The organism is Alishewanella sp. HL-SH06, assembly GCF_052656265.1.
On record NZ_CP199752.1, the window covers coordinates 1,436,767 to 1,452,574 of the forward strand.

At 45.6% G+C, this 15,808-nt stretch carries 16 protein-coding genes; 11 read left to right on the plus strand and 5 right to left on the minus strand.

Annotated features, from left to right (window positions below; translation table 11 throughout):
* The first annotated feature begins 225 nt into the window (after positions 1–225).
* The 4 genes from ACUJFK_RS06690 (at position 226) to ACUJFK_RS06705 (ending at position 2,548) form a co-directional block, all read left to right on the plus strand.
* A complete protein-coding gene (locus ACUJFK_RS06690) occupies positions 226–534 on the plus strand; it encodes a hypothetical protein (protein ID WP_226749880.1) in 309 nt (102 codons plus the stop codon).
* A 176-nt stretch (positions 535–710) separates the two neighbouring features.
* Positions 711–1,448: an SDR family NAD(P)-dependent oxidoreductase gene (locus ACUJFK_RS06695; RefSeq protein ID WP_445426414.1), complete on the plus strand. Its 738-nt coding sequence runs from the start codon at positions 711–713 to the stop codon at positions 1,446–1,448.
* Positions 1,445–1,954, plus strand: coding sequence for a DUF2878 domain-containing protein (locus ACUJFK_RS06700; RefSeq protein ID WP_445426415.1), 510 nt, complete (start codon positions 1,445–1,447; stop codon positions 1,952–1,954). The genes ACUJFK_RS06695 and ACUJFK_RS06700 overlap by 4 nt, the downstream gene beginning before the upstream one ends.
* 87 nt (positions 1,955–2,041) lie before the next feature.
* Complete coding sequence (locus ACUJFK_RS06705; protein WP_445426416.1) at positions 2,042–2,548, plus strand: chalcone isomerase family protein; 507 nt, start codon at positions 2,042–2,044, stop codon at positions 2,546–2,548.
* A 101-nt stretch (positions 2,549–2,649) separates the two neighbouring features.
* Here the strand turns inward: ACUJFK_RS06705 and ACUJFK_RS06710 are convergent, their stop codons facing one another.
* On the minus strand, positions 2,650–3,942 hold the full coding sequence (locus ACUJFK_RS06710; protein WP_445426417.1) for an alkaline phosphatase: 1,293 nt from the start codon (positions 3,940–3,942) through the stop codon (positions 2,650–2,652).
* 225 nt (positions 3,943–4,167) lie between these two features.
* Here ACUJFK_RS06710 and ACUJFK_RS06715 point away from each other — a divergent pair, with 225 nt between their 5' ends.
* From ACUJFK_RS06715 to rarD, 5 genes are all read left to right on the plus strand, one after another.
* Positions 4,168–5,034 (plus strand): class I SAM-dependent methyltransferase, encoded by an 867-nt coding sequence (locus ACUJFK_RS06715; RefSeq protein ID WP_445426418.1) that lies wholly within the window; start codon positions 4,168–4,170, stop codon positions 5,032–5,034.
* A gap of 176 nt (positions 5,035–5,210) precedes the next feature.
* Positions 5,211–6,866 (plus strand): long-chain-fatty-acid--CoA ligase FadD, encoded by a 1,656-nt coding sequence (fadD, locus tag ACUJFK_RS06720; RefSeq protein ID WP_445426419.1) that lies wholly within the window; start codon positions 5,211–5,213, stop codon positions 6,864–6,866.
* A 48-nt stretch (positions 6,867–6,914) separates the two neighbouring features.
* A complete protein-coding gene (gene rnd / locus ACUJFK_RS06725; RefSeq protein ID WP_306176864.1) occupies positions 6,915–8,048 on the plus strand; it encodes a ribonuclease D in 1,134 nt (377 codons plus the stop codon).
* Positions 8,049–8,193: 145 nt separating this feature from the next.
* Positions 8,194–9,561, plus strand: a complete 1,368-nt coding sequence (locus tag ACUJFK_RS06730; protein ID WP_445426420.1) for a DUF4397 domain-containing protein — start codon at positions 8,194–8,196, stop codon at positions 9,559–9,561.
* 227 nt (positions 9,562–9,788) lie between these two features.
* Positions 9,789–10,688 carry an EamA family transporter RarD gene (gene rarD, locus ACUJFK_RS06735; protein WP_445426421.1) on the plus strand — a complete coding sequence of 300 codons (900 nt, stop codon included), beginning with the start codon at positions 9,789–9,791 and terminating at the stop codon, positions 10,686–10,688.
* Positions 10,689–10,763: 75 nt separating this feature from the next.
* Here rarD and ACUJFK_RS06740 read toward each other — a convergent pair whose 3' ends face one another.
* Genes ACUJFK_RS06740 through minC form a run of 4 tightly spaced genes read right to left on the minus strand, consistent with a single transcriptional unit; the run spans position 10,764 to position 14,310 of the window.
* On the minus strand, positions 10,764–12,485 hold the full coding sequence (locus ACUJFK_RS06740) for a hypothetical protein (RefSeq protein WP_445426422.1): 1,722 nt from the start codon (positions 12,483–12,485) through the stop codon (positions 10,764–10,766).
* Between the two features lie 41 nt (positions 12,486–12,526).
* Positions 12,527–12,787, minus strand: coding sequence for a cell division topological specificity factor MinE (minE, locus tag ACUJFK_RS06745; RefSeq protein WP_226749891.1), 261 nt, complete (start codon positions 12,785–12,787; stop codon positions 12,527–12,529).
* Between the two features lie 3 nt (positions 12,788–12,790).
* Positions 12,791–13,600 (minus strand): septum site-determining protein MinD, encoded by an 810-nt coding sequence (gene minD, locus ACUJFK_RS06750; protein ID WP_226749892.1) that lies wholly within the window; start codon positions 13,598–13,600, stop codon positions 12,791–12,793.
* 11 nt (positions 13,601–13,611) lie between these two features.
* Positions 13,612–14,310, minus strand: coding sequence for a septum site-determining protein MinC (minC, locus tag ACUJFK_RS06755; protein WP_445426423.1), 699 nt, complete (start codon positions 14,308–14,310; stop codon positions 13,612–13,614).
* A gap of 146 nt (positions 14,311–14,456) precedes the next feature.
* On the opposite strand from minC, the gene ACUJFK_RS06760 reads away from it, so the two are divergent.
* Positions 14,457–14,741 (plus strand): YcgL domain-containing protein, encoded by a 285-nt coding sequence (locus ACUJFK_RS06760; protein WP_306176860.1) that lies wholly within the window; start codon positions 14,457–14,459, stop codon positions 14,739–14,741.
* A gap of 11 nt (positions 14,742–14,752) precedes the next feature.
* Positions 14,753–15,808 carry a lytic murein transglycosylase gene (locus ACUJFK_RS06765; RefSeq protein WP_445426424.1) on the plus strand — a complete coding sequence of 352 codons (1,056 nt, stop codon included), beginning with the start codon at positions 14,753–14,755 and terminating at the stop codon, positions 15,806–15,808.

Below are 15,808 nucleotides of genomic sequence, written 5' to 3' on the forward strand. Positions count from 1 at the left end.
ACTCACATTACCAGAGACTGGTCAGACCGCACTCTGAGACAGGTTCGACCACACTCTGAGACTGGTCAGACCGTACTCCGGTACAGGTCTGACCATACTCAGAGACGTTAGCTTGAAGACGCTAGCTTGCAAATGCATATTAATATCACTGTTTGCAAAAGTTACTGGCTTGTTGGTTGATTACTTGTCTATAATTAGAGCACTGTCCAATAGCTAAGATCTTGCATGAGCATCAACGCCAGTAACAACATTAATCCTAGTAGCTTGCTAAATCCGGCAACGAATCGGCCACAGCCGAGTCGTACGGTGCAGCCAGAGCGGGAGAGTGTGGTTAAAGAAACGGCGGGTATTCGTTTTGAGCGTGATGCGGTGGAGCGATTAGATAGCGAGCGGGAAGCGCAAACTAACCGCCAATCTTTTCGCGATAACACGGAACAACGCAACGAACGCGCGGTTGCTGCCTATCAAAGTTTGCAAAACGAACAACGCCGCAGCGAAGTTCAAGCCATGCTAGGTGTTGATTTATACGCTTAATGGCTGTTAATTGTTTGCTTTAATTTTTTCGCTTCGCTTATCCCTTCTACTGCCACACTGAACTGTTCTAATTCCTTTACGTACAAGTTATATCTTTTTTGCTCGCTTAATATTTATTTGGCCTTGCTTACAGAAGCTAATGCGTGAGTGAGCTCAGCGACATAACAGGAGTGAATATGTCTGCAACAATTCTTATTACCGGCGCTAGCTCAGGTATCGGGCGCGAAACCGCAAGCTATTATGCACAGCAGGGCTGGACGGTTTACGCGGTGGCTCGCTCAGAAGATAAGTTAGCGGCACTGGCTGCTGAACATCCTGAAAAAATTATCCCTGTCAGCTTAGATTTAACAGATTATGCAGCAATGCAAGAATGGCAAGCCAGTTTACCGGCAGCACTTCATTTTGATGTGGTGCTGTTAAATGCCGGGAATTGCGAATATGTCGAGGCTAATGATCTCGATTTAGATGCGTTTGCACGAACTTTTGCCATTAATTTTCAGGCTGTTGTTAGCAGTACTAAGCTGTTATTACCACGCTTAAAAGCCGGCAATACTTTAGCGATTGTTAGTTCAATGGCACATTTTTTTCCTTTTACTCGTTCAGAAGCCTACGGTGCCAGTAAAGCTGCGGTCAGCTATTTTGTTGATAGTTTACGCGTCGATTTATCTCATAGCGGCATCCATATTTGTTTGATTGAACCCGGCTTTATTGATACGCCATTAACGCAAAAAAATGATTTTCAGATGCCTTTCTTAATGCCTGTGGCCGCCGCAGCTAAACGTATTTTTGATGGCATCGAAGCGGGAAATTTACGGCTGCGTTTTCCAAGACGCTTAGCCTATTTATTAAAAACGCTGAGTGTGTTGCCTTACGGTTTACGCTGTAAGTTGGCAGCCAAGATGAAGCAATCATGAGCAGCGTTAAGGTTAAATTAAATTGGCGAGTCTTAATTGGCTTTGAGTTAAGTTGGTTTTTACTGGTCTATTTTCAGCAATTGGCTTTTTGGCCGGTTTTAGCTTATTTGCTTTATGGTCTTTGGCAACTGCCGTCAATGAAGGCGCGTTATTTGGTATTGGCGGCTGCCATTTTAGGTATCAGTGTTGACTCGTTATTAGTCGCAACCGGGATCTTAAGCTTTGCGCAATTGGCTTGGTTACCGCTGTGGTTTATTTTGTTGTGGGCCATATTTGCGTTAGCACTGGTTGAAGTGATGAGTCGTTTCTTAACAAAACCTTGGCTGGGGTTTGCCTTGGGCGCGACCGGTGGGCCGCTGTCTTATATTGGCGGTGCGGCATTAAGTGACGGTGTCATGAGCTTCCCATCAGGCGTGACTTCTTACATCGTTTTATGTTTAGTCTGGGGCTTATTAGGTGTGATTTTCGGTAAGATCCCAAGCTTGTTAGAGACCAGCACAGCGTAAGAGTTGAACGGTTCCGCTCAGAAATAGTCTAAACATTATCGTCGGCGGCATCACAACGCTGCTTTTGGCAAGTTATTTGGAGGGGCTATGCTTAAGTTATTGGGTATTGTTTTAGCACTGGGTGTGTCATTCCCGTTGTTCGCGGTTCCGCAACTTGAGACCGTTGGCCAAGGAAGTTACCGTTATTTATTTTGGCAGTTATACGATGCACGTTTAGCGACCCGCGATGGCCGTTATGTCGATTACCAGCAAAGCTCGCCGTTATTGTTAGAGTTAACTTATAAACGCAAGATTAGCCGTGATCAGTTCATCGAGGCAACAGTTGATGAGTGGAAAAAGCTGAAACAAAGCACCCCTGAGCAACAAGCTGACTGGGCTGAACAATTAAAGACTTTGTGGCGTGATGTAAAAGAGGGTGATCGTTTAGCGGCAGTGCTGTTAGCGGATTCGAGTGTTGAGTTTTATTTTAATGGCTCTAAAACTGGGGTGGTTGCAGACAACACTTTTGGGCCCGCGTTTTTTAATATATGGCTACACAACGATACCAGCGCCCCAAAGTTACGCGAGCAATTAACCGGTCTAAGTAGTGAATAAACAACAAAGCACAAGTTAATACTAGATAGTTAAGTGTTGTCTCAGAATCACTTAACTATCCGGCAAAAATAAATACTAGGCGTTTTTAAGCCCGCAAAGGCTTAATGGCTACTGATATACTTGATTAATTGCTTAGCAATATCGGTATTGTCCATAAAGCCGTGGAAATCTTCACTGTTTTTACCATAAGCCATGACGGGGACATCCACCGCGGTATGGGCGCCTGTTGTCCAACCGGTGTAAGAATATTGAGCCACAAGTTTAACCGCCACTTCGCGTAAGGCTTTTTGCTCTTTGCCCCGAGCAGCTAACAATTGTTGCTGTTCTTCTTTGGTTAGTTGGATCTTGGTAAGAGCTAGCCAGCGTGCTAGCGCGGTGTTGTCATCTGGGGCAGCGTTAAGCTCATCTGCTATTTTACGCCCCGTAGCTGATACCCCTTTAATGACCTCTGGTAACCATAAATACTTGCCTGCCGCCCCTAAAGACATGCCACCGGTTTCGTGATCAGCAGTAATAATTAATAAGGTATCAGGATTGGCATCGACATAGGCTTTAGCAACCGCGATAGCGTTGGCAAAATCATCCATTTCAGCCATGGCACACGCGATGTCGTTATCGTGGCCACACCAGTCAATCTGACTGCCTTCTACCATCAACATAAAACCTTTTTCAGCAGGGCTCAACAATTGTAGAGCTTTGCTGGTCAGTGTCGCTAGTTGTCTCGGTTCAGTCGCATTAAGTGCAGCAGGTAACGCAACGTCAGCCATCAGTGCCAGTGCCGGTGCGCGAGTCAGCGAATCAAGTTGCTGCCAATTATCGATGTACTGATAACCTTCGTTTTTAAATTCATTAACCAGATGCCGATCTTCACGGATAAAAAACTGAGTGCCACCGCCTAAGATTACATCAGCGACCGGCTTGCCGCTGATCCGGTAGTCAAAGTACATATCTGCAATCTGATTGTAATTTTGCCGACTGATATTGTGGGCTAAAAAGGACGCGGGAGTGGCATGGTTAACCTGAGAACTTGCGACCATACCATTCGCTTTACCGTGATGTTTCGCCAGTTGCATCATAGTGCCAATCGGTATGTGTTGGCGATTGACTGATATAGCGCCGTTATAGCTTTTTACGCCAGTGGCCAGAGCTGTAGCACCTGCTGCAGAGTCAGTAACCAGGGTGTCGTCGTCAGGGTAGGTGCTAGCGGTACCCTTGAGTAAATCATCAAATATCGTGTTAGCGACAGGGTGTTCCCCCTCGTGTTGATAATAACGATAGGCCGTTAAGTAAGCAGGGCCCATACCATCACCTATCATGTAAATGATATTTTTTGGCGCTGCAGTTGCGGCGGTTGAGGCAAAAGCAATTATGGGTAGCAGTAATAATGCGCGCATCAGATACCTTGTGTATTTAAACAACAGAGAAGTATTTATAGTTTAACGGATGAATATGACAACACCAAGGCGCTTGCGGCAAACTGGCTAAAAAATGATGCCAGTATGCAGGGTGCTTTTGCTGGACTTTTGGTCAAATAGGGCGTTATCTTAAAGCGAATTGTTTGATCGCAGTTCCTTATCCAGAGTTCGCATCTTAATAATGTTATGAAGCAAGGTTTTACTATGAAAAAAATAACAACAAGCATAGTGTCTTTAGGTTTATTACTGGCGTTAATGCCTACGCCGAGCATTGCTAATAATGCCACCGAGTGGCAGCAGCGTTTGACCGAATTGTCTGAGAGTCGTTCGCGTGGAGAGGCTCACTTGCAGCGCAACCAATACCGCAATCCAGTTGAGACCTTAATGTTTTTTGGTATTGAGCCGCAAATGTCCGTTTTGGAAATTTGGCCAGTACGAGGCTGGTATACCGAAATTTTGGCGCCGTTTTTAAAAGATGAAGGGCAACTGACGATTGCGCATTTTCGTTTAGATGGTAGCAATAATGCGGGTGAAAAAAGTGTGTTCTGGTCTCGACTGACCAACCGATTAGAGCAGCGCATATTGCAGCAAGAGGCCACTTTTGGCCAAGTATCTCGCGTCGCGTTAGATCCCCCTAACTTTATTCCGCAACTAGCCGCTGACCAATTTGATATGGTATTGAGCTTTCGCAATGTACATATTTGGGATCAGGCAGGACATTTGCGAGCAACGTTAGAAAATATGTTTCGGGTACTCAAACCGGGCGGTATCTTAGGAATGGTTGAGCACCGTGCTGCTAAAGTGACCGAACTGACCAGTTATGCCGTAGAAGGTTATACCGATGAAGCCTATTTAATCGCTGTAGCTGAGGCGATTGGCTTTCATTTAATTGACCGTAGTGAAGTTAATGCCAATGCAAGAGACACCAAAGATTATGTGAAAGGGGTTTATACCTTGCCGCCAACGTTGGCATTAGGACAAGAAGATCGCGATTTTTACCAAAATATTGGTGAAAGTGATCGCATGACACTGAAATTTATTAAACCACAAGACGTCGACAGCTTAGATTGATTGTCTGCTTCAGACATTTATGGGATGATTAACCTAGAGTAAAAACTCAGTATTTAGATGACAACAGTAACTACTGTTCAACATCAACACAACTATAACGATAAATGGTTTTGTCAGAATATAGCATAGACGCCTGACAGCGACCAGATAGAAAAACTTCAAAAAAGGAGTAGACGGTGGATAGAGTCTGGTTAGAGAGTTATCCTGAAGGTGTGCCGGCAACAATTGATCCCGATCATTATTCGTCATTAAACGACATTTTTAGCCGTAGTATTGAAACTTACGCCGATAAAGACGCTTTTATCAATATGGGTAAGAGTCTTACTTATCGTGAGTTAGATCAGCAAAGCCAAGCCTTTGCCGCGTACTTGCAAAATACCTTGGGTTTGGTTAAAGGCGACGCTGTCGCGATTATGATGCCTAACCTTTTACAATACCCAGTGGCGTTAATGGGAACCTTGCGTGCCGGTTGTACCGTAGTCAACGTAAACCCCCTTTATACGCCTCGGGAATTACAACATCAGCTGTCAGACTCTAAAGCCAAAGCCATTGTTATCGTCGATAACTTTGCGCACACGCTGATGGCGGTAGAAAAACAATTACAAGTTGAACATGTCATCTTAACCAAGATGGGTGATATGTTAGGTAGTGTCAAAGGTTCGGTCGTTAACTTTGTTGTGAAACACGTGAAAAAGTTGGTGCCCGCCTATCAACTGCGTAAAGCCATTCCCTTTAAACAAGTGCTGAAAGAAGGTGCTAGGCTGCAATGGCAAAAACCGAACATCAGCGGTGAAGATATTGCCTTTTTGCAGTATACTGGCGGGACTACCGGCGTATCAAAAGGTGCCATGTTAACCCATCGAAATATGGTGGCAAATTTAGAGCAAGCCAGCGCCTTTTTAGATCACTTTTTAGTGGCAGGAAAAGAGTATGTTGTCACGGCGTTACCGCTTTACCACATCTTCGCGTTAACGGCGAATTTCTTTGTGTTCTTTAAGCTAGGTGGTACCAATTTACTGATCACCAATCCACGTGATATGCCCAACTTTGTTAAAGATCTCGCTAAATTTCCGTTTACCTCGATCACGGGCGTCAACACCTTGTTTAATGGTTTGTTAAATACGCAAGGTTTTGACAAACTGGATTTTAGTACGCTAAAACTCTCTCTGGGTGGCGGTATGGCGGTGCAACGGCCAGTCGCTGAACGTTGGAAAAAAGTCACCAAGAGTCGCTTATTGGAAGGTTACGGTTTAACGGAGTGCTGCCCACTGGTTACTTTAAGCCCGGTGAACTTAGAAGACTTTAACGGCAGCATTGGCTTACCGGCACCGTCTACAGACATCCGTTTAATTGATGATAACGGTAACGATGTTGCCCTAGGTGAGTCAGGTGAAATGTTAGTGCGTGGCCCACAAGTGATGCTGGGTTATTTAAACCGCCCAGAGGAAACCGCTAAAACCATCAAAGAGGAATGGCTTTACACTGGTGACATTGCCCGGATGGATGAGCAAGGTTTCTTTTATATTGTCGATCGTAAAAAAGACATGATTTTAGTGTCGGGCTTTAACGTCTTCCCTAATGAAATTGAAGAAGTTGTCGCCATGAACGATAAAGTACTTGAAGTGGCCGCAGTGGGTGTTCCAAACGACGTAGCGGGTGAAGTGGTTAAAGTGTTTATCGTGAAAAAAGATCCTTCTTTAACCGAGCAAGAAGTGATTGCGCACTGTAAGCAACATTTAACGGGCTACAAAGTGCCTAAACTGGTAGAATTCCGCAAGGAATTACCCAAAACGAATGTAGGCAAGATACTACGCCGCGAATTACGCGGTTAGTACTTAGAGCCGGCGATTGCCGGCTTTATTTTTTGAAGAGAGAACACCATGTCGTTGCTTAGTGATAATCAAAGTTTAGCCCGTTTTTGTTTGCAGGCAGCAGAGCAGCCTAGCTTAGCGGTTGATACTGAGTTTATCCGGCAAAGTACCCTGTCACCGAAGTTAGGGTTAATTCAATTATTTGATGGCCAGCATTTTGCGCTGGTAGATCCGCTGGCGATTGATGATTGGACGCCATTACAAACGTTGTTTGCAGCGCCGCATATTTGTAAAATTCTGCATTCTTGCACCGAAGATTTAGAAGCTTTTGCAACCATTAATATTACGCAGCTCACTCCCTTGTTTGACACGCAACTTGCAGCAGAAGTGATCGGTTGGGGTGGGAGTATTGGCTATGCTCGGTTGGTCGAGCAAATTACCGGCGCGGTGATCGATAAGAGTGAAGCGCGTACTGATTGGTTGGCAAGGCCATTAGCGCCCGCACAGTTAGCGTATGCTGCGAATGATGTAAAATATTTGCTCGATGTATATCAACGTTTGCTTAGTGAATTTAAAACCCCGCAGCAACTCGAGGTTTTATTCGCGGAAGGGCAACAATTACTGCAACGTCGCCAGCATCAATTGCCTGATCAATTTAAGTTTTTAGAGATTAAAAACAGTACCCAATTAAATAGTCGTGAATTAGCGGTATTACGTGACATCGTAAGTTGGCGTTTTCAGTATGCCAGTAGCAAAGATCTGGCATTGGGTTTAGTGGCTAAAGATGCTCAGTTGCTGGAATTAGCGAAACGCCGCCCGGCCACCCCAGAAAGTTTATTGAATATACCCGGCATGGCGACTCGTGATATGCGTCGACATGCCAAACTATTAGTGGAGTTAATTCAGCAGGCGAAAGCGTTAGCGCCAGAGCAGTGTCCACAACGTTTTTATCATCTTGACCGTTTTGCCGGAGAAAAGGTGGTGTTAGCTGAACTGGGGCAGGCGGTGAAAGAAGCCGCTGCCAGTAGTGGTTTGCCCGCCCCATTTTTGTCAACCCGTCGGCAATTGCATGAGTTTTTTAATTGGTGTTGGCGGGTGTCCGATGAGCAACGTTCACAATTACCGGTCCCTGAATATTTACGAGGCTGGCGTGCAGAGCTACTAAAACCGTTTTTACCCAAACCAGCACATATCGACTTTTAAATTAACTGAACAACAACGTTAGTTAACGTTAAATGGATTTATGTAAAAAATAGGTGTTTTCTTTCGATATTTGTCAACTTTTTCGATTGATCCCGTAATTTTGAGACAGCGTAAATTTTCCCGCTTATCAATTAAAAGGGTATTAATGATGAAGAAAATATTAACACTTTCCTTAGCTTCTGTGGCAATGCTTTCCTTAAGTGCTTGTAACAGCAGTAACGATGATGAAACCATCACACCACCAGGTCAGCCTGCAGCCGTTGCGGATGCCACCTTGAAGTTTGTACATGCCTCGTCAGATGCACCTGATGTCAATATTCGTTTTGGCGCGAACGCGGTATCGGGTTTGGCTTATGCTCAGAGTTCTGCAAATTTCAACGTGACTCCGGACACATACCAAGTTGCTGTTGATGCCATTTTACCAGGTAATAGCACCGCCACAGTGATTGGTCCATTGGGTGTGTCGTTAGCCGAAGCGACCAACTACACCGTTTTTGCTGTTGGCTCTGTTGCAAATGAAACCTTAGAACCGCTAGTTGTCACCTCTGACGTTGCACCACTGGCTGCGGGTAACATCCGTGTGCAAGTTGTACATGCGGCTTCAGCAGCACCCACTGTGGATGTGCATGTTACTGCGCCAACGGATGCCTTAACCGCACCCTTAGCAACTCTTGATTATAAAGACTTTACTGCGCCGGTAGATGTGCCAGCAGGTAACTATCGTGTCCGTATTACACTTCCAGGCCAATCTACCGTTGTATTTGACTCGGGTACTTTAGAGTTAGCCGCAGGCACGGATTTAGTGGTAGCGGCAATCAACAACCGTTTATCAGGTGCTTCACCTGTCTCATTGTTAGCGGTTGCTCCAGATGGTAGCTTCTTTGATGTGGCTGATGCCAATACCACTTCTTCAGTGCGCGTCGTACATAACGTCTCAGATGCACCTGCTGTTGATGTTATCGTTAATGACAGTATTGAACTGGTTTCGGCGTTATCTTTCCCTGACTTCACTGATTATGTGGGTGTTGCTCCAGATACCTACAATGTTAAAGTCGCTGCGGCTGCAGATAATAGCATAGTGGTCATTGATGCAGACCTGACCTTAGATGCAGGCGCGTTTTACAGTGTGTTAGCTGTGGGTTCTTTGCAAAATGATACCATTGAACCGTTAGTGTTAGCAGATATGCCACGTCGCGTTGCAACTGAGGCACAAGTGCGTATTGTGCATGGTTCTACTTTAGCCGGTCCTGTTGATATCTATGTTACTGCTACTAATGATATCAGCGCTGCTACCCCTGCGTTTGCAGCTGTGCCATTTAAAGCCGACACCGGTTATGTATCGCTAGCCGAAGGTACTTACTTTGTTACTGTAACACCCGCGGGTAGCAAAACGGCTGCTATCGGGCCATTATCGTTAGACTTAGAGGCTAACAAAATCTACACCGCGGTTGCTCGTGATGGTGTAGGTTTAACCGGTAACGTGGGTTTGATTTTATTAGACGATTTTAACTAAGTCGTTACTGAAATACTTTTTCCTGTATCTTGAGCGACTAGCCTTGGCTAGTCGCTTTTTTTGCCTGAGGCCTGCATTATTTAAGCTATTGTTTATATTGATGTAACGTCCTATATTTGACCGCTTTGTTTTTGCAGCAGCTAACAGGCCGGTGTGGCTTAGCACAGATAGAGGCAGACGCATCCTAGCGTTGTGCGTATAATCGGCCGCTAATTTACGGGGTGGTTATGTCGTTAACGCGTGAACAAAAACTCGGTGGTGTATTTGCTGCCAGTGCTTATACCTTATGGGGCATTGCCCCGTTATACTTCAAACAGATTGATTATATCCCGGCTGCGGAGATTTTAATTCACCGTATTGTTTGGTCATTTCTCTTATTAACTTTGGTGATTGTTGCACTGCGCCAAGTACACAGCACGTTTAGGGTGTTTCGTCAGCCGAAAATGTTGGCTAGCTTATTGCTGACTGCGGTATTGCTAGGTGGCAACTGGTGGTTGTTTATTTGGGCGGTGAATAATAAACACATGCTCGATGCCAGCTTAGGCTATTACATTAATCCGTTGCTGAATGTGCTACTAGGTATGATGTTTTTGGGCGAACGCTTGCGTAAATTACAGTGGCTGGCGGTATCGCTGGCAGCAGCAGGTGTGTTGTGGCAAATCATCAGTTTTGGTGCTTTGCCTTGGGTCGCTTTAACTTTGGCGTGTTCTTTTGCGATCTATGGTTTGTTGCGCAAAAAATTGGCGGTCGATGCCATTACCGGTTTGTTTTTTGAGTCTTTATTGTTAATGCCACTGGCGCTGTGGTATTGGAACTTCTTTGCAGAGAGTTCAGCCGTTAATTTGTTAGACAACACCTTGGCGTTAAACGCTTATCTTATGGCTGCGGCCTTTGTGACCACGATCCCTTTGCTGTGCTTTATTGCCGGTGCGCGTCGTTTACGCTTGTCGACAATGGGGTTCTTTCAATATATCGGTCCAACTTTTATGTTTATCTTTGGTGTTTGGCTTTATCAAGAGCCGTTTGCGGCCGAGCGCTTATTTACCTTTAGTTTTATTTGGGCGGGGCTAATTTGTTACAGCTATGATGCCTGGCGTAACTCGCGCCAATCGCGAAAAGCCAGCTAAAACAAGCAATAAAAAAGCCAGAGTATGGCTCTGGCTTAAGGTATCTTTCAGGCGGTTACAACCGCTAAACGGAGTTTAGTCTGCCAGTTTCATTTCTGTGCTGATCACGACACCATGCTCGTTGACACCAAAAGACATGCCAATTTTCATATCTGATTGCAGCATCGATTCAAGTTCGGCAGGCATAGGTTGTCCTGACATGGCAAACATTTCACCCAGAGCGGCAAAGAACTGTTGATAATCCATACCAAAAGCAATCATGCCGTTTTTCTTTAAGGCTTCTTTAGCGATCACCTGCGCTTGAGCGGTGGCTTTATCACCCACATACAACAAGAGGTGATTACCGCTTAGCTTTAGCCGCACATCTAAATTAAGCATGGCAACGGGTGGAAAAATATCCGCTACGGCAATGTCTTCGCCATCAGCTGGCAGCGTAATATTCGCCAAAGGCGGTAACATCGCTTTGGCATTTGCTAATAAGGTTTGTGGATTATCAGCCGACAAGGTCACTAAGGCATCAGCCGCTTTTGGCTGCCCTGTGTTCATGTCGATGCTAAAGCCATTAATGGTTACTGAAGCACCTTGCAAGCCATTGGCAGCCATGCCGGCCATGGCTAACATCATCATAGGGTTTTGCGCTTTCATCTGCTCTTGTAGCGCCACAAGTGGCTCACAGCTAAGCGTCAGATCTGTCATGCCAGCCCACATTTTACTAATAGCTGGGGTCAGTTGGCTGATCTCAGTTCCCATGGCTAGGTAGAACATGGACGGATGGATCCCACCCGCTAAACTCGACGGGATAAAGCCTTGCATACTCTGCATGCCTTCTAAAGCAATTTTGCTTTCTGTAGGCCAAAGCATCGTGCCGCTCATATGTAAACCGCTGTTATCTTGCTGGGCAATTTTGGCATCCATTACTAAACCTGGCCAAGTTTTCGCGAGCATGGCGGCATCAGTACGACAGGCATCGCTGTGCCACACTTCAAGCGCAGCAGGTAGGCCATCTGTAAACGTTAGCTGCAAATCTTTAGCTAATTGATTGCCATCAGTAGTGGTTAAAGCTAAAGCCAGCTGTTCGGTACTTAAAAAACCAATGCCATCTTGATGCAGCTGATATTTCTTGCTCATTTCGGTGAGCTTTTGGCTGTTACCTAAATTTTGTGCAGGCTTACTTTGCGCTAAACTTTGCGCGCGGTGCTCAGCCGATAATTGCGTGTTGTGTAAAACCACCGTACCCCAGCCACGATCAATACTGACCAACAGCTCTAAACCAGGCATAGCATCACCTAAGGGATAAGCCTGATAGCTATGCTCGCCTAACTGGCGTTGTTCAGAGACGACGCCGCTTTGGGTCGCTGCGCGCTCAAAGAAAGCTTGAAAGGCTAAAGCGTCAGACACTTCAAAACGCACCACCGGTGCCGCGCCAACTAAATAACTGAGCGAGCGTGTTTTGGCCATAATGCCTGTATTGGCAACAAAGGTTTCTGGTGATGTTAATACGGTCAGGTAGTCTTGAAATAAGGCTATGGCAAATTTCAATGCTGGCGAGCCATTCTCAGATAATGCGGCCATCGCTTGCTGCATTTCGTCAGAATTATATTGTGCCGGTGACATACCGAGACTTTTTAAATAGGACACGATATCCAGAGCAGTAAATTGGCCAGAAAACAGCGCGGTATCTGCAGGAACGTAGTCTAGCTCGGTAAACGAGCTTGGGCTGGTCGATGATTGATTGAGGGCGAAATAGCCAGCAACGCCTGCGGCAACGATAGCGGCGGCAATTAGGGTCTTGCGCATTGTCTGCTCCTTTGACATAGAGTTATGATGATAAGCGCTGCTTAGCGCTTATCATCGGGGAAAGTAACGTTTAGCTCGAGTACTGAAAGTTCATCACTGCGTTGTTCCAATGACACGGCAATTTGATCTGCAGGGATATCGACATATTTACGAATGACTTCTAATATATCGCGTTCCATTTGCGGCAAGTAATCTGGGCCAGAGCGTCTTTTGCGTTCATGAGCCACAATGATTTGCAGGCGCTCTTTGGCCGTGCTGGCGGTATTTTTTTTAGTTGAACGAAAATAATCCAGTAGCGACATTAGTTATCCTCCAAAAATCCTTTTGATAAAGCCCTTTTTCTCAACGGTCAGAAAACGGAATGGCCGTGTTTCGCCAAGCAGGCGTTGTACGGTATCTAAATAAGCCTGACCAGCATCACTGTCTTTATCTAAAATAACGGGTTGCCCTGAGTTAGAGGCATTAAGCACCGCTTGAGATTCAGGGATCACGCCTATCAGTTCGATGGCTAAAATTTCTTTAACATCTTCAACGCTCAGCATTTCGCCCTTTAACACGCGTTCAGGGTTGTAGCGGGTTAATAGCAGATGTTCTTTAATGCCTTCTTTACCATGCTCGGCGCGTTGTGATTTGCTGGAGAGCATACCGATAATGCGATCAGAATCGCGAACTGACGACACTTCAGGGTTGGTCACCACGACCGCTTCGTCGGCGAAATAAAGCGCCATCATTGCGCCTGATTCGATACCCGCTGGCGAGTCACAAATAATAAAATCAAAATCTTCAGATAATTCTTTCAGTACACGCTCAACACCATCACGGGTTAGGGCGTCTTTATCGCGTGTTTGTGATGCTGGTAAAATAAATAAATTTTCTACGCGTTTATCTTTAATCAGTGTTTGTTTTAAATTCGCTTCACCGTTGATAACGTTAACAAAATCATAAACAACCCGGCGTTCGCAGCCCATAATTAAATCGAGGTTACGCAAACCAATATCAAAATCAACAATGACGGTCTTTTTGCCAGCCAACGCTAAACCGGTACCAATCGCTGCGCTGGAGGTGGTTTTACCGACACCGCCTTTGCCCGATGTAACCACAATAATCTTTGCCATAGTGACGATCCTTACACTAATTCTGAAATGACTAAGCTCTCGTCCTGCCATTTAATGCAGGCCGGTTTGCCCCAAAATTCACCTTGCAGACTATCGCTAAGCCAGTAGTTTCCAGCTATCGACACTAATTCTGCCTGCATATTAAAACAATACACGCGTTTGCTATGATCACCATTAGCTCCCGCAATAGCTTTACCCCGAAGGGAGCCATAGATATGGATGTTGCCATCGGCAATCACTTCAGCGCCGGCGCCAACGGCACCTTTGATAATGAGATCTGCGCCTTTAGCATAAATTTGTTGGCCTGAACGAACGGTTTGTTCAACCACTTTGCTGTCCATGGTGCTCTGTGTTACTTGCGTTTGAACGGCTTTTTCAACGACGGCCGCAGCCGCTTTGACCGGCGCTTTACCGGCTTGTAGTACCGCTAAGCCTGCTTGTTGCGCTGCCGTTTTTTGCTCATTATTGGCACCGGTTACACCAACCAGTACTAAATTTAATTTGGTAAACACCTGTTTTAACGCAATAAAGTCAGGCTCATTCCGATTATCTTGTAGATTTAACACGATAGGTGCCTGATAAAAGAAGCCCGGTGCTTGGGCGAGTTTTTCAGCGAGAAGGGGCTCAAGAGTATGAATGCTTAGATCAGTACAATGTAACACGGACAAAGGGAACAAACTGCCCTTTAACTCTAAGGTGTGTTCAGACATAAAAATTCAGTGCTTTTGCTATTATTATTACTGCCATTGCAGCGTTATTATTTGCGTTACCGACAAGCGGCACCATTACGCAAGACCTGAGCTTCATGTTATAGTCTTGCTATCTGTTAGGCAAGTTAGTGAAGTAGTTTTATTCTATGTTATGCGCCATTTATCGTAGCCTGCGTAAAGAAGGCACTTATCTGTATATTGAAAAGCGTGATGACTTCGAAAAGGTCCCGGCTTTATTACTGCAAAGCTTCGGAAAGCCGCAACTGGTTACCTTGCTCAATTTAGCTAAACGGGAACATTTAGCCCAAGTTGAAATCGAAAAGGTGAAAGCCGCTTTAACCGAGCAAGGCTACTATTTACAATTACCGCCCCCACCAGAAAATTTGCTGGCAGCACACAAAGCGTCAAACGCGTCTTCGCTGCAAAAATAAAGGAGAGAAGTATGACAGGATTAACATGGCGTCGCCTGACTACCGCCGCGGGCTTGTGGCTTTGCAGTTCAGTAGCATTGGCGAATACTGAGGTGGCTGAATCTGCCGAAGTGGCTAAACCCGACTTTGCCAGCTACACCGCGGCCTTTAAAGCAGAAGCTGCAACTAAAGGTTATGATGCCGCTTTATTAGATGCCGTATTCTCCAGCCTGGAATTTCATGAGCGGGTGGTAAGCGCCGATCGCAGTCAACCTGAAGTGGTTGAAACGCTCAATACCTATTTACCGAAGCGGGTCAGTGAAATCCGCATTCGTATGGCGCGCGAGCGTTATCAACAATACTTACCGCAACTAGAACAAATAGGCCAACGCTATGGTGTACAGCCACGCTTTATTATCGCGCTTTGGGGGTTAGAAAGTAGCTTTGGCCGTTTTATGGGCACTTATTCCATTCCCTCGGCTTTAGCCACCCTTGCCTATGAAGGGCGACGCGAAACCTTTTTTCGCCAAGAGTTTTATAATGCGCTAGATATTCTGGCCGAAGGCCATATCACGCTTGAAAACATGAAAGGATCTTGGGCTGGCGCCATGGGGCAAAGCCAATTTATGCCAAGCTCTTTTATGGCTTATGCCCAAGATGGGGATGGGGATGGTAAAAAAGATATTTGGACGAACGAGCTGGATGTTTTCGCTTCTATCGCCAATTATTTAAAAAACCAGGGTTGGGATAACAACAAAACGTGGGGGCGTGAAGTGTTACTGCCAGCCGATTTTGATCCGAGCCATGCCATTCAACGCGGCAGCTTAGCCCGTGCCGAGTGGTTAAAACGTTGGGATGCCTCTGAGCGCAGTGTGATGCAATGGCACAAACTGGGTGTCACCCGTTTAAATGGTAGCGCTTTACCAAAAAGTGAGCAGCCGGCAGCATTAATTATGCCTGACGGTGAAAAAGGCCGTGCCTTTTTGGCATACAGTAATTACAAAAGCTTAATGCACTGGAATCGTTCTTATTATTTCGTAACCAGTGTTGGCTATTTGGCCGATCTGATTGTGGCAGAGCAGGGCTAA